This is a genomic window from Acidovorax sp. FG48 (assembly GCF_057809085.1).
The window spans coordinates 37,481-58,927 of the sequence record NZ_JBMDJH010000024.1 but is presented as its reverse complement, the minus strand read 5'-3'; the positions used below and the strand labels follow the sequence as shown (position 1 = coordinate 58,927).

The window sequence follows — 21,447 nt, the reverse complement described above, 5'->3', positions numbered from 1 at the left end:
CATTGCCCCCTCCGAAGGGAGTGGCCTCAGGTGGGTTTGGCCAAGCCCAGTTTCTCGACCAGCGCCTTCTCGCGGGTGAAGGTGTCCTGCGCAAACTTCTTGTACGCCGACGTGCTCATGTACATGGGCACCATGTCGTAGCGGGCCAATGCGGTCTTGTAGCTGTCCTGCTCCATGGCCTGCTTGAAGGCATCGTGCAGGCGCTTGACCACCGCATCGGGCGTGCCCTTGGGTGCGCCGATGCCAAACGGCGAGTTCTGCACCAGATTGAGGCCCAGCTCCTTGAGCGTGGGCGCATCGGGGAACTTGGCCAGGCGCTCGGCGCCCCAGGTGTTGAGCACGCGCAGTTTGCCGGCCTCGACCTGTGGCGCAAAGCCGGTGGAGTCGGCTGCTGCCATGATCTGCCCGCCGAGGATGGACTGCATGAGGTCGGCGCTGCCCTTGTAGGGCACGTGCAGCAGCTCGATGCCCAGCTGCTGCGCGATGAGTTCCATGGTCAGGTGCGGGCTGGTCATGGTGCCGGTGGAGCCGTAGCTCAGCTTGCCGGGGTTGGCCTTGGCCCAGGCCACGAAGTGGGTCCACGTCTTGAGTGGCGAGTCAGCAGGCACCACCAAGCCAAACGCGTAGCCGGTGACGTTGAGCACGTAGCTGATGTCCTTGACGGGGTCCCAGTTGATCTTGGTGGTGTAGGGCAGGCGGAACACGCCCAGCGGAATCTGAGCCACCGTGTAGCCGTCGGCTGGAGAAGTTTGCAGCTGCTGTGCGGGCAATGTGCCGCCGGCACCGGGCTTGTTCTCCACGATCACGGGCTGGCCCAGGATCTTGCTGGCGTTGTCGGCCAGCGAACGCATGGTGATGTCGGTGGGGCCACCGGCAGGGAAGGCGATGATCAGCTTGATGGGCTTGTTGGGAAAGCTCTGGGCCTGTGCCAGGAATGCGGGGGCGGCCAGGCTGGCGGCTCCCCATTGGATGATCTGGCGACGTTGCATGGCGGGGCTCCTGAAAAGCAAAAACAAGGACGTCGCTATTGGACTGCAGGCCGCGCCGCGAGGGTATGCGGAAACCCCCTAGCCCATGTCGCCAAGGCGCCAGCGCTCAGCCCTTGCGCTGGTACACCGCCGGGACTGCATCACGCCTTGTAGGTGGACAGCAGGATGCTGGTCTCGGTGTTGGCAATGCCGGGCGTGAGCCGGATGCGGCCAAGCGCGGCGTCAAACGCCTCCAGGCTCTCGGCGCGCACCTCGGCCACGATGTCCCAGCGACCGTTGGTGGTGTGCAGTGTGCCCACGGTGGGCTCGCCACGCAGCGCGCGGATCACGGCGGGGGCGGCGTTGCCCTCCACCGCAATGCTCATCCAGGCGCGGATGCGCTGGGGTTCCGAATCGGGCCGCAGGCGCACGGTGTAGCCGGTGATGACGCCGCTCTCTTCCATTTTGTGCAGGCGGTTTTGCACCGTACCGCGCGACACGCGCAGCTTTTGCGCCAGCGTGGCGACCGGGGTGCGGGCGTCGGCGCGCAGGATGCTGATGATTTCGCGGTCGGTGTCGTCAAGCTTGGTCATGGTGGGCGGGGCAACTGGCAGATCGGCAATTTTCTGCGCATTCTGGTGGCTCAGGTGCCACATCCCACCTGCCCGTGAAGCACCCCGTCGTGCCCTGCCAAGCTTTGCACCCAGCGGCGTGCGACCGGTCTGCGCCAGCGCATCACAGGCCCATTGGGCATAAAAATGTCTGGTAGCGCTAGTACATAGCGCCCTAACAGCTATCAAATCAGGAGTGCATCCTGTCATTGCCCCGGCGGCAGCACCTGCGCGTCCAGCCGCGCATCGCAGCCAATGCCCGACGCAATCCAGCGCCGGGCCAGCGCCGACATCGCACGCACCGCCCACGGGTGCGTCATGCCCGTCACCGCCGCCGGGTCGGCCACCATGCCGCACCAGTAGCGCTGGTCGGCATTGCTCCAGCGCAGGGCCGCACAGGCGCCCCGGCGACGGCGCGACACCAACACGCCCAGAGGGCAGGGCTCGGCCAGGCAGCACAGACCGCAGCCGTTGCAGGGCGCGCCTTCGGCCGGCTTGGGCGGTGCTTCAGGGTGCAGCCACACCACGGTGGGTGAGCCAGGGGGTTGTGTGGACATCAGTTGCGAATGGCGTAGAGCGCAACGGCAACACCGCACACGCTTTGGCCCATTGTGCCGCCAGCTTCAATGTCCCGGCCCCGCGATAACTCCCGCCCAGCGCGGCTGGCCCCTCACCCCATGCCTAAAAAAAGCCCCTGCTGCGAGGGCAGCAGGGGCTGAACCGGCCGAAGGACCGGGGAGGGAGACAAGCAATGAGATCGAATGAGATCGGTAGAACGCGCGGTGCGCGCTGGGCTTAGCAGCCCGCAGGGCGGTTGGGGCGCATCGGCACGATGCCGCTCACGCGCAGCGTGGCGCCCGAGCCGTCGGAAGCCGTCAGCGTCTTGCCGGTGAAGCGCACCTGGTCGCTCTCGCGCACCACAGCGGTGTCGGTGGGTTCGCCGCTGCCGTATTCCTTGCCGTCAAAGGTCAAGAACACTTGGTGCAGGCTGGTGGCATCCGGGCGGTAACGGATATCGCCGAACGCGGTGGCGGACGAGCCCACCTTGTTGGCACCGTCAAAGCGGAAGGTGCACAACTCGGGCACCGAGCCGATGGGGTTCTTTTTGTCCACATCGGTGAGGTTGAGCGCGCCGTTGCCGTAGACGCCATTCAGGCCGTCAACGGTGGCGTTGCTCACCGTGAGCACGCCGGGTTCGTTGCTGGGGGATGGATCGTCGTCATTGCCGCCACCGCAGGCCACCAGCAGCACAGAGGTGGCCGTAAGCGCGGTACAGGTCTTGAGGAAATGGAGCGTTTTCATGGCGGTGTGTCCTGGGATGTGGATGGAAGGTGGGGAACCGATCCCCTGCAGCCCATCGTAGGAAAACCACCCCAGGCGCCACGTGCGCCATGTTCCGCGCTGTGCGTAGGACAGAGGCCGATGGGGCTGTGCGCCCCTAGCCCCACAGCCCCCTGCCCTCGACGCCTCAGCGCGCCAGCACCGGCGCCAGCGCCTTGCCCGTGTGCGTGCCTGCGGCCACCACCTCTTCGGGCGTAGCGGCCGCCACGATGCGGCCACCGGCGTTGCCGCCCTCCGGTCCCAGGTCCAGGATCCAGTCGGCCTCGGCGATCACATCCAGGTCGTGCTCGATCACGATCACACTATGGCCGCCGTCCACCAGGCGGTGCAGCACACGGATGAGCTTGTCCACATCAGCCATGTGCAGGCCCACGGTGGGCTCGTCCAGCACATACAGCGTGTGCGGCGCCTTCTGACCCCGGCGGCCGACCTCGTCGCGCACCTTGGTCAGCTCGGTCACGAGCTTGATGCGCTGCGCCTCGCCACCGGACAGCGTGGGCGACGGCTGGCCCAGCGTGAGGTAGCCCAGGCCCACGTCCTTCAAGAGCTGCAGCGGGTGCGCGATGCTGGGCATGGTGGCGAAGAAATCCACGGCCTCGTCCACCTCCATCTGCAGCACGTCGCCAATGCTCTTGCCGCGCCAGGTCACGGCCAGCGTCTCGGGGTTGAAGCGGGCGCCGTGGCAGGTCTCGCAGGGCACCTTCACATCGGGCAAAAAGCTCATCTCGATGGTGCGCACGCCCGCGCCTTCGCAGCTGGGGCAGCGGCCTTCGCCGGTGTTGAAGCTGAAGCGCCCGGCCGCGTAGCCGCGTGCCTTGGCCTCCAGCGTTTCGGCAAACAGCTTGCGGATGGTGTCCCAGAAGCCGATGTAGGTGGCGGGGCACGAACGCGGTGTTTTGCCGATGGGCGTCTGGTCCACTTCGAGCACGCGGTCGATGCTCTCGAAGCCTGACAGCCCTGTGCAACCGACCAGCGGTGGGGCCTTGCCCGCGTCCATCGCATCGCGCCCGGCCTTGGTGCTGCGCTGCTGCACCCAGGCCTGTACGTTGGCCAACAGCACATCGCGCGCCAGCGTGGACTTGCCCGAGCCGCTCACGCCCGTCACCGCCACCAGGCGGTGCAACGGCACCGTGGCCGTCACATTCTGCAGGTTGTGCAATTGCGCGCCGTGCACCGTCAGCCAGCGCATGGCAGCGCGCTCCTTCGCTTCGGTGAGCGCATCGGCGGCCAGCGCGGCAGCCTGCGCGGCACGCTTCTTTACGGCGGCGCTTTGGCGGCCGGTCGGCGCTGCGGCTTCAGCCTGCGCGAAGGCGGCCGTGGCTTCGGCGCTCACTTCGCCCGCCACCATGCTGCGGCGCAGTTGCAGCGGGTGCTTCATCGCGTGCAGCAGGTAGCGGCCGGTTTGTGAATCTTCTGCGGCCGTGAGGTCGCTCACCGAACCCTGCGCCACCAGGCGCCCGCCGCGTTTGCCGGCGCTGGGGCCAATGTCGATGATGTGGTCGGCGCGGCGGATGGTGTCCTCGTCGTGCTCCACCACCACCAGCGTGTTGCCCTTGTCGCCCAGCTTGTGCAGGGCATTCAGCAGAATCTGGTTGTCGCGGGCGTGCAGGCCGATGGTGGGCTCATCCAGCACGTAGCACACGCCTTGCAGGTTGCTGCCCAGCTGGGCAGCCAGGCGGATGCGCTGCGCCTCGCCCCCGCTGAGCGTGGGCGCGCCCCGGTCCAGCGTGAGGTAGCCCAGGCCCACTTCTTCCAAAAACTCCAGGCGGCTCTGGATCTCGGGGACCAGGTCGCGGGCGATGTCGGCCTCGCGGGCTGTCATGCCGCCTTCCACGCGCAAGGTCTCCACCCAGCGGCGCACGTCCGTGACGGACAGCGCGGCAATGTCGGTGATGCCCACGCCCGCAAACCGCACAGCGCGGGCCGTGGCGTTCAGGCGCGTGCCGCTGCAGGTCGGGCAGGCCGTGTCAGCAAGGTCTTCCACCTCAGGCTCGGCAAAGGTCTGCTCGCGGCCCTTTTCCTTGTCGTCCTGCACCGAGTCGTCAAACACCTTGCGCTGGTCTTTGGTGAGCTTGACGCCGGTGCCCACGCAGTCGGGGCACCAGCCGTGTTTGCTGTTGTAGGAGAACAGGCGCGGGTCCAGCTCGGCATAACTGGTGGCACACACCGGGCAGGCACGCTTGGTGGAGAACGCCTGCAGCGTGCCAATGCCCGCTGTGGGCTGGCCGCCCTCCATGGCCTCGCGCAGGCCTGCAATGCCACTGAGTACATGCACCACGCCCTTGCCGTGCGTGAGCGCATCGGCCAGCGCGGTGCGCAACTGCGCTTCGTTCTCGGGCGACACATCGAGGCTGGCCACAGGCAGCTCAATGGTGTGTTCCTTGAAGCGGTCGATGCGCGGGAAGTTGGTGGTGGGCAAGAAGTTGCCGTCCACCCGCAGGTGCGTGTAGCCGCGCGGGCGGGCCCAGTCGGCCAGCTCGGTGTAGACGCCCTTGCGGTTCATCACCAGCGGCGCGAGCAGACCGATGTGCTGGCCACGGAACTGGGTAAGCAACTGCGCGGCAATGCTCTCTGGCGTTTGTGGCTGCACGGCGGCGCCGTCTTTCACGCAATGCTGCGTGCCCAGCTTGACGTACAGCAGGCGCAAGAAGTGCCACACCTCGGTGGTGGTGCCCACGGTGGACTTGCGCCCGCCGCGCGACAGGCGCTGCTCAATAGCCACTGTGGGCGGAATGCCGTACACCGCATCCACCTCGGGCCGACCGGCGGGCTGCACGATGCTGCGGGCATAGGCGTTGAGCGATTCGAGGTAGCGGCGCTGGCCTTCGTTGAACAGGATGTCGAACGCGAGCGTGGACTTGCCCGAGCCGCTCACACCCGTCACCACATTGAACTTGCCGCGCGGAATGTCCACGCTCAGGTTCTTGAGGTTGTGCTCCTTGGCGTTGACGATTTCAATGGCATTCTTGGCCGCAGGCGCTTGATGAATATGCGCAAGGCGCTCTGATTTTCGTAGCGCAGCAGCTTTTTCATGCACCGAGTGGCCGCCCACGCCCAAGGCCAATTCGTAGTCGCGCAGGGCCTGCCCGGTGTGCGAAGTGGCGTGGGCCCGCACGTCTTCGGGCGTGCCTTCGGCCACGATGAGGCCACCTGCATCACCGCCTTCGGGGCCCAGGTCGATGAGCCAGTCGCTCGCGCGGATCACGTCCAGGTTGTGCTCGATGACGATGAGCGAGTGCCCTGCATCGATGAGCTTGCGCAGCGCGCGCATGAGCTTGGCGATATCGTCAAAGTGCAGGCCGGTGGTGGGCTCGTCGAACAGGAACAGCGTGCCTTTGCGCGCCACAGCCTGGCGGGATTTGGCAGCTGTCTTCGCCGCCTCGGCCAGGAAGCCTGCGAGCTTGAGGCGCTGCGCCTCGCCGCCCGACAGGGTGGGCACGGGCTGGCCCAGCGCCACGTATTCGAGCCCCACGTCCACGATGGGCTGCAGCGCGCGGATCACGTCGCGGTCGTTGGCAAACACCGCCGCCGCCTCTGCCACGGTGAGGGCCAGCACGTCGGCCACGTTCAGCGTCTTGCCGCCGCGCTCGATGGTGATTTCCAGGATCTCGGACCGGTAGCGCTTGCCGTCGCAGTCGGGGCAGCGCAGGTACACGTCGCTCAGGAACTGCATTTCCACATGCTCGAAGCCCGAGCCCCCGCAGGTGGGGCAGCGCCCGTCGCCGCTGTTGAAGCTGAACTTGGCGGCGGTGTAGCTGCGCTGTTTGGACAGCGGCGCCACGGCAAAGAGTTCGCGAATGCTGTCCCACGCGCCCACGTAGCTCACGGGGTTGGAGCGCGCGGTCTTGCCGATGGGAGACTGGTCCACAAACACCACGTCCGACAAATGGTCGGCGCCCAGCATGCGGTCGTGCGCGCCCGGTGCATCCGTGGCCTTGCCGAAGTGGCGCAACAGCGCGGGGGCCAGTACATCCTGGATCAGGCTCGACTTGCCCGAGCCGCTCACGCCCGTCACGGTGACCAGGCGCTGCAGCGGAAATTCGACCGTCACATCCTTCAGGTTGTGCTCGCGTGCACCTTCGAGGATGAGGCGTGGGGTCGACTCCGTCACCATGCGCTTGAAGCCAAAGCCCACATGCTTGCGTCCGCCCAGGTAGGCACCGGTGAGGGTGTCGGCCTTGCGCAAATCCGCCGTGGTGCCGTCGAACACGATCTGCCCGCCCAGGCGGCCAGGGCCGGGGCCCATGTCGATCATGCGGTCGGCCGCGAGCATCACCGCCGGGTCGTGCTCCACCACCACCAAGGTGTTGCCCGCATCGCGCAGGCGGAGCATGGCCTCGGTGATGCGGTGCATGTCGCGCGGGTGCAGGCCGATGCTGGGCTCGTCCAGCACAAACAGGGTGTTGACCAGGCTGGTGCCCAGGGCCGTGGTGAGATTGATGCGCTGCACCTCGCCGCCGCTGAGCGTGCGGCTTTGGCGGTCGAGCGTGAGGTAGCCGATGCCCACGTCGCACAGGTACTGCAGGCGCGTGGTGATTTCTTCGTGCAGCAGCTTCAGCGCTTGCGCGTCGCCACCCTTGGCATCGTCGCCCACCGGCAACTGCATGCGCGCAAAGAACTGGCGCAGGCGGTCAATGGGCAGCAGCATCAGGTCGTGCAGGCACAGGCCGGGCAAGGCCTCCAGTTGCTCACGGCTCCATTGCACGCCCTCGGGCAAGAAGCGTTTGGCGGGCTCCAGCACCGCGTCGGCGTCTTCCTTGCGGCCGATGCGCCAGAGCAGGCTTTCGGTCTTGAGCCGCGCGCCCGCGCAGGTGGGGCATGGCGTGTAGCTGCGGTACTTGGACAAGAGCACACGGATGTGCATCTTGTAGGCCTTGCTCTCCAGGTATTCAAAGAAGCGCTTGATGCCGTACCACTGCTTGCTCCACTGCCCGTCCTTGTAGCCGGGGGCGCCGTTGATGACCCATTTCTTCTGGTCGTCGGTGAGCTTGTACCAGGGGGTGTCGCGCGGGATGCCTGCGGCCTCGGCGTGGCGCATGAGGTCGTCCTGCGCCTCTTGCCACGCGGGAGTCTGGATCGTCTTGATGGCGCCCGCACGCAGCGTGAGCTTGTCGTTGGGGATGACGAGGCCGTAGTCCACGCCGATCACGCGGCCAAAGCCCCGGCAGCTCTCGCAGGCGCCCACGGCGGAGTTGAACGAGAACATCGAGGGGATGGGGTCGCTGTAGCGCAGGTCGCTGTCGGGGCAATGCAGGCCTGTCGAGAACCTCCACAGTTCCGGCTCTCCCTCATCCACCAGGCGGTACACATTCAGCCGCCCCGTGCCGCGCTTGAGCGCGACCTCGATGGCCTCGATCACCCGCGCCTTTTCGGCGTTGCCCAGGCGGAAGCGGTCGGCCACCACGTCCAGCACCTTGCGCGGACCGGTGGGGGTGGCTACCTCGCGCTCGGCCTGCACCTTGGTGAAGCCGCTGGCGGACAGCCATTGTTCGACCTGTTCAGCGCTGGTGTTGGCGGGCAGCTCGACCGGGAAGGTCAGCACGATGCGCGGATCGCCTGCCTCGGCACTGCGCTGCTGCAGCTCGGCATAGATGGTCTCCGGCGAGTCGTGCCGCACCGGATGCGCGGTCTGCTTGTCAAAGAGCTGGCCCGCACGCGCAAACAGCAGCTTGAGGTGGTCGTTAAGCTCCGTCATCGTGCCCACGGTGGAGCGGCTGGAGCGCACGGGGTTGGTCTGGTCGATGGCAATCGCGGGGGGCACGCCCTCGACCTTGTCCACGGCCGGTTTGTCCATGCGGTCCAGGAACTGGCGCGCGTAGGCACTGAAGGTCTCCACATACCGGCGCTGGCCTTCGGCATACAGCGTGTCAAACACCAGGCTGGATTTGCCCGAACCGCTGGGGCCTGTCACCACCGTCAGTTCGCCGGTGCGGATGTCCAGGTCCAGGTTCTTGAGGTTGTGCTGGCGTGCGCCACGGATACGGATCTGTCCCTGGGTCATGGAGGCGGTCTTTCTGGGGTGAGGCGGGACATTCTAGGGACGCACTCCGGGTTTGCGCCTGCGCCCGCCGATTACCCCCGAGGCGCACTGCGGTGCTTTTGACCATGGACAAAGCACGCGCAATGGAGCAGCGGCTAGGGAAAAGCGGGTGTTCTGGCCGGGAACATCCGGCTAGACTGCGGCCTCCACACAAAACAAGAGGAGACCGCCATGACAAAACAATGGCAACTGCGGGCGGCGGGCTTGGTCCTGGCGCTGGCGGCCAGTGCAGCCAGCCATGCCCAGATCCTGATCGGCCAGACGGCTGGGTTCAGCGGCCAGGTCGCTGCCGGGGTGAAGGAGACCACCGACGGCGCACTGCTGTACATCGATGCCGTCAACGCCAAAGGCGGTGTCAACGGCCAGAAAATCGAGCTGATCTCCCTGGACGACAAGTTCGACCCCAAGCTGGCAGCGGAAAACGCCCGTACGCTGATCGAGGACAAGAACGTCTTGGCCCTGTTCCTCAACCGGGGCACCCCGCACACCGAGGCCATCCTGCCCCTGCTGGACAAGCACGGCGTGGTGCTGGTGGCGCCGTCCACGGGTGCCATGGTGCTGCACCAGCCGGTGCGCAAATACATCTTCAACGTGCGCGCCACCTACCAGCGCGAGGCCGAAAAGGCGATCACCCACCTGGCCTCCATGGGCATCAGCCGCGTGGCGCTGGTGTATGCGGACGACAGCTTTGGCGCCGACGGCATCCAGGGCGCACAAAAGGGCCTGGCAGCCGCCAAGCTGACCGCCGTGGTGTCCGAAAAGTTCGACCGCGCCAAGCCCGACTTCACCCCCATTGCCGCCAAGGTGGCCAAGGCCGATGCGCAGGCGGTGTTGATGGTGGCCTCGGGCTCTGCGGTGGTGGACGCCACCAACGCGCTGCGCACGGCGGGCTCGGCCGCGCAGATCGTGACGCTGTCCAACAACGCCTCCAGCGGCTTCATCAAGAGCCTCGGGGCCAACGCCCGGGGCGTGATCGTGACCCAGGTGTTCCCCAACGAGCGGGCTGTGACCTACCCGATGGTGAAGGAAGCCCAGGAACTGGCCAAGACCAAGGGACTCACCGAAATCAGCCCCGCCATGCTCGAAGGCTTTGCCGCCGCCAAGGTACTGGTCGAAGGCCTCAAGCGCGCAGGCCCCAAGCCCACCCGCGACAAGATCCAGACCGCGCTGGAAAGCATCAAGAAGCTGGACCTGGGCGGGCTGGAGGTGAACTTCAGCCCCGAGGACCACACCGGACTGGACTTTGCCGACCTGTCCATCATCGGCACGGACGGGCGCTTCCGCCGCTGAGCGGCTGCGCACCGGGTCTACGCGTTTTTACAGTTGTCCCGCGCGGGAGCGTGCCTACACTCGGGCGCTCCACACGCAGGAGACAACCCCATGAAGAAAACTGGCCTGGCCGGTGCGCTCTGCGCCCTGGCTGCCGCCCTGGGCATCGGTTCCGCCCACGCGCAGATCCTGATCGGCCAGACGGTGGGCATCACCGGCTCGGCCGCCGCCACGGTGGCCGAATCCATGCAGGGCGCCGCCCTCTACATCGACCACATCAACGCCAAGGGCGGCGTGGGCGGGCAGAAGGTGGAGGTGCTGTCGCTGGACGACAAGTTCGACCCCAAGCTGACCCTGGACAACACCCGCACGCTGATTGAACAAAAGGGCGTGATCGGCCTGTTTATGACCCGTGGCACGCCCCACACGCAGGGCATCATCCCGGTGCTGGAGCAGCATGGCGTGCCGCTGGTGGGCCCGTCCACCGGAGCGATTGCGCTGCACCAGCCGGTGAGCAAATACGTGTTCAACGTGCGTGCGCCCTACCAGCGCGAGGTGACCAAGGCCATTTCGCACCTGCACACGCTGGGCATCCAGCGCATTGGCGTGGTGCATGTGGACGACACGTTTGGCGCGGACGGCCTGGCGGGCGCCCAGGCCGGCTTCAAGGCCAACAACATCGAGGCGCTGTTCATCGAGAAGTTTGACCGCGCCAAGCCCGACTACAGTGCCATCGCACCCCGCGTGGCCAGCAAGCAGCCCCAGGCGGTGATCTTCATCGGCACGGGTGCGGCGGTGGTCGATGGCATCAAGGCCCTGCGCGCTGCGGGCGTTGCCGGCCAGATCGTCACGCTGTCCAACAACGCGTCGGGCGGGTTTGTGAAGGCCCTGGGTGACCAGGCCCGGGGCGTGGTGGTGACGCAGGTGTTCCCGTCGGAGCGCTCGCTCAACTACCCCGTGGTCAAAGAGGCCATGGACTTGGCCAAGGCCAAGAACATCGGCGATCTAACGCCCGCCATCCTGGAGGGTTTTGTGAGTGCCAAGGTACTCGTGGAAGGCCTCAAACGTGCAGGCGCCAAGCCCGACAGCGCCAAACTCCACATGGGGTTGGAAAGTATCAAGAAGTGGGATCTGGGCGGCATGGAGCTGAGCTACAGCCCTACCGACCACAGCGGGCTGGACTTCTCCGACCTGTCCATCATCGGCACGGACGGCCGCTTCAAGCGCTGACACGGCTCAAGCTTCCGAGCCGCAGGACACTACAAAAAAAGGCCCTGCCAGCGATTGCTGGCAGGGCCTTTGTCATGCCGGGCAAAGTGCTTATTGCGCGCTGGCAGCCGAGGCAGGAGCCGCAGCGGGTGCAGGTGCGGCGGCAGGTGCCGCAGCGCTGGCCGGGGCCTCCGGCGCGTGCACCGCATCGGCGCCGTGCTTTTCACCGCCCATGTCGGCCTTGTCGCCCGCCGTGATGATCACGTACATCGACAAAGCAGCAAACAAGACGAAGCCAACAACAATCTTCCACATATCAATTTCTCCTGGGATGGGTTTGTTCAATCAAGGGGCCTGGCTGAACGCGCAAGGTTGTGGGTTGTACTGGTGCGCGGTACAAGCCCCTTGATGGAACACAGGGCCCGACCCTTGCGGGGCGGGCCCTGTACACCGGTCAGTAACGATCAGTCGTTGGCGTAGATGTCAACGTCCTTGGTTTCCTTGATGAACAGACCACCGATCACCACCGTAGCACCGGCGATGATGATGGGGTACCACAGGCCGTTGTACATGTTGCCGGTCTGGGCCACGATGGCAAACGCCGTGGTGGGCAGCAGGCCGCCGAACCAGCCGTTACCGATGTGGTACGGCAGGGACATGGACGTGTAACGGATGCGGGTGGGGAACATTTCGACCAGCATGGCGGCGATGGGGCCGTACACCATGGTCACCAGCAGCACCAGGTAGGTCAGGATGATGGTGACCATCACCTTGTCGATGCGGGCTGGGTCAGCCTTGGTGGGATAGCCAGCGGCCTTCAGGTCGTCGGCCACGAGCTTCTTGAACTCGGCGTCCTTCTTCTTGGCTTCGTCAGCGCTCAGGCCCTTGCTGGAGTACGAGGGGATCGCGGTTTCGCCAATCTTGATGGTCGCCACCGTGCCGGCGGGAGCCACAGCGTTTTCGTAGCTCACCGAAGCGCCAGCCAGCACCTGCTTGGCGATGTCGCACGAGCTGGTGAACTTGGTGGTGCCTGTGGGGTTGAACTGGAACGAGCACTCGGCAGGGTCGGCAGTGATCACCACCTTGTTCTTGGCCTGGGCTTCAGCCAGAGCGGGGTTGGCCGCCTTGGTCAGTGCACCGAACACGGGGAAGTACGTCAGCGCGGCCAGCAGGCAGCCTGCCAGGATGATGGGCTTGCGGCCGATCTTGTCGGACAGGGCACCGAACACGATGAAGAACGGCGTGCCGATCAGCAGCGACACGGCCACAAAGATGTTGGCGGTGGCGCCATCGACCTTCAGTGCTTGCGTCAGGAAGAACAGCGCATAGAACTGGCCCGAGTACCACACCACGGCCTGACCGGCGGTCAGACCCACCAGTGCCAGGATCACGATCTTGAGGTTCTTCCACTCACCGAAGGATTCCTTCAGCGGAGCCTTGGAGGTCTTGCCTTCAGCCTTCATCTTCTGGAAGGCAGGCGATTCGTTCATCGACAGGCGGATCCACACCGAGATGGCCAGCAGCAGGATCGACACGATGAACGGGATGCGCCAGCCCCAGTCGGCAAAGGCTTCTTCGCCCAGCACGGTACGGGTGCCCAGGATCACCATCAGCGACAGGAACAGACCCAGCGTGGCAGTGGTCTGGATCCAGGCCGTGTAGGCGCCGCGCTTGCCGTGCGGAGCGTGCTCGGCCACATAGGTGGCAGCACCGCCGTATTCACCGCCCAGTGCCAGGCCTTGCAGCAGGCGCAGGGCGATCAGGATGACGGGAGCGGCCACACCGATGGACGCGTAGGTCGGCAAGATGCCCACGATGAAGGTGGACAGACCCATGATCAGGATGGTGACCAGGAACGTGTACTTGCGGCCGATCATGTCACCCAGGCGGCCGAAGAAGATGGCGCCGAAGGGACGAACAATGAAGCCCGCCGCAAACGCCAGCAGCGCGAAGATGAACGCCGAACCGGCATCCAGACCGCTGAAGAACTGCTTGGCGATGATGGCTGCGAGCGAGCCGTACAGGTAAAAGTCGTACCACTCGAAAACGGTGCCGAGCGACGAGGCGAAGATGACCTTCCTCTCTTCGGGCGACATCGGCCGCGGTGCGGGATGAACAGTTGCCATGGTGTGTGTCTCCTATTGGTGTTACAGACCGCACTGCGGCGGGCTGCACGCATTCTTGGAGATGGCACTGACCACCCTCTGACGCGAAACCAACAAGAGCTTTCATCAAACTGACCGCTCTCTGACAACTTAGGGTGAAACCCGCAGCACCCCTTTCAGCATCCGGAAATTGCTCAGCGCTTGCCGGGTAAACCCGATGGGAGCTGGCTGACGGCGTCCCAGGCCGGACCGTCGAACCAGGCGTCGCCATCGAGGTAGGCACGCAGCATGGGCAGGCCGTCGAGCCCCCAGAACAGCTTGCCGTCCACGCCGAACGCGGGCACACCAAACACACCGGCGGCCTGCGCGGCTTCGGTGTTGGCGCGCAGCAAGGCCTTGGGGCCGTCGCTGTTCACGTCCTGCCCGGGGCGCACCTGCTCCGCCAGCGCCTCGGCCAGCGCGGCCAGGCGCGTGGGGTCGAGCGCGTCACCACCGCCCTGCCACACGTGGCGCAGCACCGTGCCCGTCACATAGCGGTTGATGCTGCCGTCGTCGCTGCAGGCCAGGGCCTGGCGCAGCAGGGGCAGCGGGTTGAACGGGTGGCGCGCCGGCATCTGCAGCGGGGTGCCCTGCGCATGGCCCAGCCAGGTCACGTGGCGGTAGGTCCAGTCGCGCTTGGGGGCAATGCCCGCAGGGCCGGGGTTGCCGTGCTGCTGCAGCAAAGCACCCAGCAGCACGGGCTGGTAGGTCACGCTGTAGGTCAGCCCTTGCAGTACCTCAGGCAAGCGCTCAAACGCCAGCCAGGCATAGGGCGAAATAAAGTCCAGGTAGAACGTGATGCGCTTCATGCTTCGGTCTCCGGCACGGGCCTGGCAATGCCCGCACGTTGCAACAGCTGCGCCCAGATGGCGCGCCGTTGCGGGGCGTCGGCGCGCGACCAGGCACGGATTTCATCCAGCGTGCGAAAGCAGCCTTCACAGTGGCTGCGGTCGGGCGTCATGCGGCACACCGAGATGCAGGGTGAAGGTACCGGCTCGGTGCTTTGGGGGTCAAAATGGCCGGTAGCGCTAGTGTCTTTTGCCTTGGCAGCTAGCAAATCAATAGCATTCATGCGGCCACCTGGGGCGCGGGGGTGTCCGCCACAGGCGCTTGCACCACGTCCACCACGGGAGCGCCCGTCAGGCGCTGCAGGTCGCTGGGGTGCAGGGGGAACACGCCATGCGGGTGGCCCGCTGCGGCCCACACCACGTCAAAGCGCAGCAGGTCCTGGTCGATGAGTGTGACCGGCGGCGTGGCATGTGCCACGGGCGACACGCCGCCAATCGAAAAGCCGGTGCGCGACTTGACGAACTCGGCATCGGCCCGCCCGATCTTGCCGCCCACATGGGCTTCCACCTTTTTCTCGTCCACGCGGCGGTCGCCCGATGTGACCACCAGCACCGCTGCATCGTCGCTCTTGCGCCGGAAGATGATGCTCTTGGCCACCTGCCCCACCAGGATGCCCAGCGCATCAGCGGCCTGCTGCGCAGTGCGCGCGGCATCGTCCAGCATCTGCGGCAGGTGCGGGTGGCCGAGCCGCTGCAGCTCGGCAGCCACACGCTGTACGCCCTCGGGCAGGTTTTTCAGTTCGGCTCCACACATGCGCATCGGTCTCCAGCGGGCCCCCATGGGGGCGTGATTCGGTCGGGTCTCCCTCCATTTTGCCGCGCGCCAGGGCCTGCCTGGCGCCCTGCCCCGCATGTCCCTGCGCTGCGCTCCGGCACCCGGGCCAAATCAGGCCACTTTACAAACAGGAAATGTGCGCCCCCCACAATGCGCCGAACTTTCCACCCCCACGCCTCAAGCCCCACGCCCATGAACGATGCCGCGTTGTCCCTGCTGTGCCCGAGCCTGTCTGCGCCGTCCCCTGCCGATCCCGTGTCAGGCCGCGCTGCCCGCCCCGCCCTGGGGGCCTTGCCATCCCGGGGAGCGTTGCTGGGGCTGCTGCTGATCGCAGGCATCCTGGCCGGCTGCAGCAAACCCAACGAGGCCCCCGCGCCGGCCAAGGCCGCCCCTGAAGTGGGCGTGGTCACGCTCAAGCAGCAAAGCCAGCAGCTCGAAGCCGCGCTGCCGGGTCGTACCCGCGCCTCGCTCACGGCCGAGGTTCGACCCCAGGTGTCGGGCATCCTGCAAAAGCGTCTGTTCACCGAAGGCGCGCTGGTGCGCCAGGGCCAGCCGCTGTACCAGATCGACGACGCCTCGCTGCGCGCCACCGAAGCCAGCGCGCAGGCCGCCCTGGCCAAGGCCGAGGCCACCGCGCGCACCCAGGAGGCCACGGCCAAGCGCAATGCCGAGCTGGTGAAGATCGACGCCATCAGCCAGCAGGCGTTTGAAGAAAGCCAGGCCGCCGCCGCCCAGTCGCGCTCCGACGTGGCCGTGGCCCAGGCCAACCTGGCCACGGCGCGCATCAACCTCAAGTACAGCCGCATCGAGGCCCCGATCAGCGGACGCATCAGCCTGTCCAACGTCACGCCGGGGGCGCTGGTCACAGCCAACCAGGCCGACGCGCTGACCTCCATCGTCCAGCTCGACCCCATGTACGTGGACTTCACCCAGTCCACCACCGAGCTGATGCAGTTGCAGCGGGACTGGGACGCAGGCCGCTTCCAGAAGGTCGAGGGCGACAAGATCCCCGTGCGCATCCGCCTGGACGACGGCACCGAGTACGCGCAGCGCGGCCAACTGCAGTTTGCGGGCGTGATCGTGAACGCCACCACCGGCACCGTCACCCTGCGCGCCGTGGTGCCCAACCCCAAAGGCACGCTGATGCCCGGCATGTATGTGCAGGCGCTGCTGCCCACCGGCCTCGCGCCCGAAGCCCTGCTGGTGCCCCAGCAGGCCGTGACCCGCGACCTCACCGGCAAGCCCAGCGTGCTGGTGGTCAAGGACGGTGATGTGGTGGAAAAGCGCCCGATCAGCATCGACCGTGCTGTGGGCAACCAGTGGCTACTTCAAGGCGGGCTGGCTGCGGGCGAGCGCGTGGTGGTCGAGGGTTTCCAACGCGTCAAACCCGGCGACAAGGTGCGCGCGGTAGAGGTGGACCCGAAGGCCCCCGCCAAGGGCCGCAAGGGCGCCCCTGGCGCTGACGCACCCGCCGCCGCAGGTGCCGCGCCCGCGTCGGCACCCGCGTCCAGTCCCGCTCCGGCAGCCTCCCGCTGAGCACGAAGGACGCAGCACATGGCTCAGTTCTTCATCAACCGGCCCATCTTTGCGTGGGTCATCGCCATCATCATCATGCTGGGCGGCGCGCTGTCCATCGTCACGCTGCCACTGGAGCAGTACCCCGACATCGCTCCGCCGCGCGTGACCATCGGCTCGCAATACACCGGCGCCTCGGCCGAGACGGTCGAGAACTCGGTCACGCAGATCATCGAGCAGCAGCTCAAGGGCATCGACAATATGCTCTACATGAGCTCGACCTCGGATGCCTCGGGCCGCTCGCGCACCACCCTCACGTTCGCGCCCGGCACCAACATCGACGTGGCGCAGGTGCAGGTGCAGAACAAGCTGCAGGCCGCCACCAACCGCCTGCCCGACGCCGTCAAGAGCCGGGGCGTGTTCGTGAACAAGGGCGGGCAGGACTTCTTGGTCACCTACAGCTTCTTCTCCAAAGACCCTTCGATGAGCGCCGTGGACATCGGCGACTTTCTGACCAGCAGCCTGGTGGATGTGATCGGCCGCATCGACGGTGTGGGTGACGTGACGGTGTTCGGCACCAACTACGCCATGCGCATCTGGATGGACCCGGCCAAGATGGAGAAGTACGCGCTGATGCCGTCGGACCTGGTCAACGCGCTCAACGCCCAGAACGCCCAGGTGTCCGCCGGCCAGCTGGGCGCCCTGCCAGCGGTGTCCGACCAGCAGCTCAACGCCACCATCACCGCCCGCACCAAGCTCAAGACGGTGGAACAGTTCGAGGCCATCGTGCTCAAGTCGGCGCTCGATGGCTCGGTGGTGACCATCAAGGATGTGGCCCGCGTGGAGCTGGGCGCCGAGAACCTGACCGTGAAGGCCAAGCTCAACGGCATGCCCGGCGCAGGCATGGGTATCGTGCTGGCCGACGGCGCCAATGCCATGCAGGTGGCCGACGCCATTGCTGCCAAGCTGGCCGAGCTCAAGCCCTACTTCCCCAATCAGATCGACTACTTCGTCAGCTCGGACTCCACGCCCTTCGTGCGCGCCTCCATCAAGGAAGTGGTCAGCGCGCTGGGCGAGGCCATGATCCTGGTGGTGATCGTGATGTTCGTGTTTTTGCAGAACTTCCGCGCCACGCTGATCCCTGCCATTGCGGTGCCGGTGGTGCTGCTGGGCACCTTTGGGGTGCTGTCACTGGCGGGGTATTCGATCAACACGCTGACCATGTTTGCCATGGTGCTGGCCATCGGCCTGCTGGTGGACGATGCGATCGTGGTGGTTGAAAACGTCGAGCGGGTGATGCACGAGACCGGCCAATCGGCCAAAGAGGCCACCCGCCAGTCCATGCGCGAGATCACGCCCGCTCTGGTGGGTATCGGGGTCACGCTGTCGGCGGTGTTTGTGCCGATGGCGTTCTTTGGCGGCTCCACGGGCGTGATCTACCGGCAGTTCTCGATCACCATCGTGGCGGCCATGGCGCTGTCGGTGTTCGTGGCGCTGACCCTCACCCCGGCGCTGTGCGCCACACTGCTCAAGCCCGCAGCCGCATCGGCCGGGCATGACCGGCCCATTCGGCGCGGGCTGCTGGGCCTGAACGACCGGTTCTTCCGCTGGTTCAACCACCACTTCGACGCCACTGCGGCACGCTACCAGGGCACGGTGGCCTACACCCTGCGCCGCACCAAGCGCATGGCGCTGATCTTTCTGGCCGTTTGTGGCGTGGTGTGGCTGCTCATGGCGCGCCTGCCCACCTCCTTCCTGCCCGACGAAGACCAGGGCTTTCTGTATGTGAACGTGAACCTGCCCTCGGGCGCCGCCGATGCGCGGCTGCAAAGCGTGCTGGACCAGGTGCGGGACTACTTTGCGCAGCAGCCTGATGTGCTGAGCTTCTACCAGGTCTCGGGCATCAACGGCGACCAAGCCTCGGCACGCGGTTTTGTGCGCCTCAAGCCTTGGGAGGACCGCACGCTGCCCAACCAGGCCGCCGCGCAGATCGCCTACAAGGCCACGCGCGACCTCGCATCCATCCGTGATGCGCGGGTGCTGGTCGTCATGCCCCCCGCCGTGCGGGGCCTGGGCTCCAGCTCGGGCTTCAACTTCGTGATCAAGGACATGAACGGCCTGGGCCACCAGGCGCTGCTGGCCGCCACCAACACCTTCCTGACCGAAGCACGCAAACGGCCCGAGCTGACCAACCTGCGCATGACCAATCTGGAGGATGCCAGCGAACTGCGCCTGGAGATCGATGACCGCAAGGCCGCTGCGCTGGGGCTGTCGTACAACGACATCAACAGCGTGCTCTCCAGCGCCATTGGCGGCACCTACGTGAACGACTTTCTGAACAACGAACGGGTCAAGCGCGTGTACATCCAGGGCGACGCGCCAGCGCGCATGCTGCCGCAAGACGTGGCCCGCTGGAGCGTGCGCAACAGCAAGGGCGAGATGGTGCCGTTTGGCGCGTTCTCGACCAGCTACTGGGCCTACGGCTCGCCGCAGCTGCTGCGCTACAACGGCAACCCGGCCTACGAGCTGGAAGGCCGCGCGGCACCAGGCGTGAGCTCGGGCGCCGCCATGAAGATCGTGGAAGACATCCTGCGCACGCTGCCCCCGGGCATCGGTTACGAGTGGACGGGCGCTTCGCTGCAAGAGCGGCAGTCAGGGGCCCAGGCCCCCATGCTGTACGCGATCTCGATCCTGTTCGTGTTCCTGTGCCTGGCCGCCCTGTACGAGAGCTGGACCGTGCCGCTGTCGGTGATCCTGGCCGTGCCGCTGGGTGTGGTGGGCGCGCTCGCGGCCACTTACACCCGGGGCCTGACCAACGACGTGTACTTTCAGGTGGGGCTGCTGACCACCGTGGGGCTGGCGTCCAAAAACGCGATCCTGATCGTCGAGTTTGCGGTGCAGCTGCAAGAACAAGGCAAGAACCTGTTTGACGCCATCGTCGCCGCGGTGCGCCTGCGGCTGCGGCCCATCCTGATGACGTCGCTGGCCTTTGGGTTCGGGGTGATCCCGCTGGCCATCGGCACCGGCGCGGGTGCCGGCGGGCGGGTGGCCATCGGCACCGCCGTGCTGGGCGGCATGCTGGCGTCCACCGTGCTGGGCATCTTCCTGGTGCCGGTGTTCTTCCTGCTCATCCGCCGCTGGTTCAAGAGCCGGTCGCGCAGCGAGGACAACGCCCCGCCACCCGCAGCCACCACCCCACCGCACCCCACACAGGAGAGCGCAGTATGACGCGCCCCCCCTTGTCGCCAGGCCGCGAGCGTCGGCCCACCACCCTTGCCGCCATGACGGTGGCCTTGGCCGCTGCCACACTGCTCGCAGGCTGCAACCTGGCCCCTACTCACCAGACCCCTGCCCTGCCGGTGCCTGACACCGTGGGTACGACCAGCGGACAGCCCGCTGTGGCCAGCGACGCCAGCGTGCAAGCGGCGGCTGCGCTGGGCTGGGTGCAGGCCCAACCGCTGCGCGATGTCATTGCCCTGGCGCTGTCCAACAACCGCGACCTGCGGGTGGCCATCGAGGCCATCGAGCGGGCGCGCGCCCAGTACGGCATCACCCGGGCGGACCTGTTGCCCAGCGTGACCGCGCAGGCGCAAGCCAGCCGCGCCCGCACCGCCGCCGGCATGAGCAGCGCCACCGCCCCCGCACAAGTGGCTACGCAGTACACAGCCCAACTGGGGTTTGCCAGCTACGAGATCGACTTCTGGGGCCGCGTGCGCAACCTGAACGAGGCGGCGCTGCAGCAATTTCTGCAGAGCCAGCAGAACCAGCGCAACATCCAGACCGGCCTGATTGCCGATGTGGCCAACGCCTGGCTCACCCTGGCCGCCGATGAGGCCCGGCTGCAACTGGCGCGCGACACCCTGGCCAGCCGCGAGAAGGCCTATGCGCTGACCGAACGCATCCACGCCATCGGCTCCACATCGGGGCTGGTGCTGGCCCAGGCACAGACCACGGTAGACGCTGCACGCGGCGATGTCGCGACCTACCTGGCCCAGGTGGAGCGCGACCGCAACGCCCTGCAACTGCTGGTGGGCGGCCCGGTGCCTGCGGCCCTCTGGCCCACCGCCAGCACGCTGCGTGCCGACGCGCGGGCCCCGGCGGCCTTGCAGCCCGTGCCGGTGCCGCTGGCCTCCAGCGTGCTGCTCGCCCGGCCCGACATACAGGCTGCCGAAGCCGCCCTGCGCGCCGCCGAGGCGAACATCGGCGCTGCGCGGGCGGCCCTGTTCCCCACCATCAGCCTCACGGCCAACGTAGGCACCGGCAGCCGCGAGCTGGACGGCCTGTTTGGCGCGGGCAGCGGCACCTGGAGCTTTGTGCCGCTGGTTCGCCTGCCCATCTTCGACGCCGGCCGCAACCGCGCCAACGTGCAGGTGGCCGAAGCCAACCAGCGCATCGCGGTGGCCCAGTACGAGAAGGCCGTGCAGACCGCGTTCCGCGAGACCGCCGATGTGCTGGCCGACCGCGCGCAATGGGACGAGCGCATCGCCGCGCAGATGCGGCTGGTGGCCTCCACCCAGAAGGCGTTCGACCTGTCGGAGGCGCGGTTCAAGGCCGGGGTGGACAACTACCTCACGGTGCTGGATGCGCAGCGCAGCCTGTATGCGGCTCAGCAGACCCTCATCGGCCTGCGCCAGGCCGAGCAGGTCAACCGCGTGACGCTGTGGAAGGTGCTGGGCGGCACCCCGGACGCCGGTTGACGGCGGCCGGGTGGCGTTGGACCAGCGGGG

15 protein-coding genes are annotated in these 21,447 nt (G+C 66.6%); 5 read left to right on the top strand and 10 right to left on the bottom strand.

Going from position 1 to position 21,447, the window contains the following annotated elements:
* Nucleotides 1–26: 26 nt before the first annotated feature.
* The 5 genes from ACODSU_RS22640 to uvrA form a co-directional block, all read right to left on the bottom strand.
* Nucleotides 27–989 (bottom strand): Bug family tripartite tricarboxylate transporter substrate binding protein, encoded by a 963-nt coding sequence (locus ACODSU_RS22640; RefSeq protein ID WP_015015736.1) that lies wholly within the window; start codon nt 987–989, stop codon nt 27–29.
* A gap of 140 nt (nt 990–1,129) precedes the next feature.
* Nucleotides 1,130–1,561, bottom strand: coding sequence for an Lrp/AsnC family transcriptional regulator (locus ACODSU_RS22635; RefSeq protein ID WP_015015737.1), 432 nt, complete (start codon nt 1,559–1,561; stop codon nt 1,130–1,132).
* A 224-nt stretch (nt 1,562–1,785) separates the two neighbouring features.
* Entirely contained in the window at nt 1,786–2,136 is a 351-nt protein-coding gene (locus ACODSU_RS22630; protein ID WP_295939927.1) for a hypothetical protein, read from the bottom strand.
* Nucleotides 2,137–2,374: 238 nt separating this feature from the next.
* Nucleotides 2,375–2,881 carry a hypothetical protein gene (locus tag ACODSU_RS22625; RefSeq protein ID WP_488844973.1) on the bottom strand — a complete coding sequence of 169 codons (507 nt, stop codon included), beginning with the start codon at nt 2,879–2,881 and terminating at the stop codon, nt 2,375–2,377.
* 166 nt (nt 2,882–3,047) lie between these two features.
* Nucleotides 3,048–8,921: an excinuclease ABC subunit UvrA gene (uvrA, locus tag ACODSU_RS22620; RefSeq protein ID WP_488844971.1), complete on the bottom strand. Its 5,874-nt coding sequence runs from the start codon at nt 8,919–8,921 to the stop codon at nt 3,048–3,050.
* A 210-nt stretch (nt 8,922–9,131) separates the two neighbouring features.
* Between uvrA and ACODSU_RS22615 the strand changes: the two genes are divergently transcribed.
* Nucleotides 9,132–10,250, top strand: coding sequence for an ABC transporter substrate-binding protein (locus ACODSU_RS22615; protein WP_488844969.1), 1,119 nt, complete (start codon nt 9,132–9,134; stop codon nt 10,248–10,250).
* Between the two features lie 90 nt (nt 10,251–10,340).
* A complete protein-coding gene (locus ACODSU_RS22610) occupies nt 10,341–11,459 on the top strand; it encodes an ABC transporter substrate-binding protein (protein ID WP_488844967.1) in 1,119 nt (372 codons plus the stop codon).
* A gap of 90 nt (nt 11,460–11,549) precedes the next feature.
* On the opposite strand, the gene ACODSU_RS22605 is transcribed toward ACODSU_RS22610, so the two are convergent.
* From ACODSU_RS22605 to ACODSU_RS22585, 5 genes are all read right to left on the bottom strand, one after another.
* On the bottom strand, nt 11,550–11,753 hold the full coding sequence (locus ACODSU_RS22605) for a hypothetical protein (protein ID WP_015015743.1): 204 nt from the start codon (nt 11,751–11,753) through the stop codon (nt 11,550–11,552).
* 149 nt (nt 11,754–11,902) lie between these two features.
* Nucleotides 11,903–13,564, bottom strand: coding sequence for an MFS transporter (locus ACODSU_RS22600; protein WP_110960330.1), 1,662 nt, complete (start codon nt 13,562–13,564; stop codon nt 11,903–11,905).
* Between the two features lie 173 nt (nt 13,565–13,737).
* On the bottom strand, nt 13,738–14,391 hold the full coding sequence (locus tag ACODSU_RS22595) for a 2-hydroxychromene-2-carboxylate isomerase (protein WP_488844965.1): 654 nt from the start codon (nt 14,389–14,391) through the stop codon (nt 13,738–13,740).
* Complete coding sequence (locus ACODSU_RS22590; RefSeq protein WP_488844963.1) at nt 14,388–14,654, bottom strand: DUF1289 domain-containing protein; 267 nt, start codon at nt 14,652–14,654, stop codon at nt 14,388–14,390. The genes ACODSU_RS22595 and ACODSU_RS22590 overlap by 4 nt, the downstream gene beginning before the upstream one ends.
* Nucleotides 14,651–15,184, bottom strand: a complete 534-nt coding sequence (locus ACODSU_RS22585; protein WP_110960405.1) for a YbaK/EbsC family protein — start codon at nt 15,182–15,184, stop codon at nt 14,651–14,653. The genes ACODSU_RS22590 and ACODSU_RS22585 overlap by 4 nt, the downstream gene beginning before the upstream one ends.
* Before the next feature lie 213 nt (nt 15,185–15,397).
* Between ACODSU_RS22585 and ACODSU_RS22580 the strand changes: the two genes are divergently transcribed.
* From ACODSU_RS22580 to ACODSU_RS22570, 3 genes are read left to right on the top strand one after another with little or no spacing between them, the layout of a single operon-like run.
* Nucleotides 15,398–16,741, top strand: coding sequence for an efflux RND transporter periplasmic adaptor subunit (locus tag ACODSU_RS22580; RefSeq protein WP_343733679.1), 1,344 nt, complete (start codon nt 15,398–15,400; stop codon nt 16,739–16,741).
* Nucleotides 16,742–16,759: 18 nt separating this feature from the next.
* Complete coding sequence (locus ACODSU_RS22575) at nt 16,760–19,948, top strand: efflux RND transporter permease subunit (protein WP_116748022.1); 3,189 nt, start codon at nt 16,760–16,762, stop codon at nt 19,946–19,948.
* Complete coding sequence (locus ACODSU_RS22570; protein ID WP_488844960.1) at nt 19,945–21,417, top strand: efflux transporter outer membrane subunit; 1,473 nt, start codon at nt 19,945–19,947, stop codon at nt 21,415–21,417. The genes ACODSU_RS22575 and ACODSU_RS22570 overlap by 4 nt, the downstream gene beginning before the upstream one ends.
* Nucleotides 21,418–21,447 lie beyond the last annotated feature (30 nt).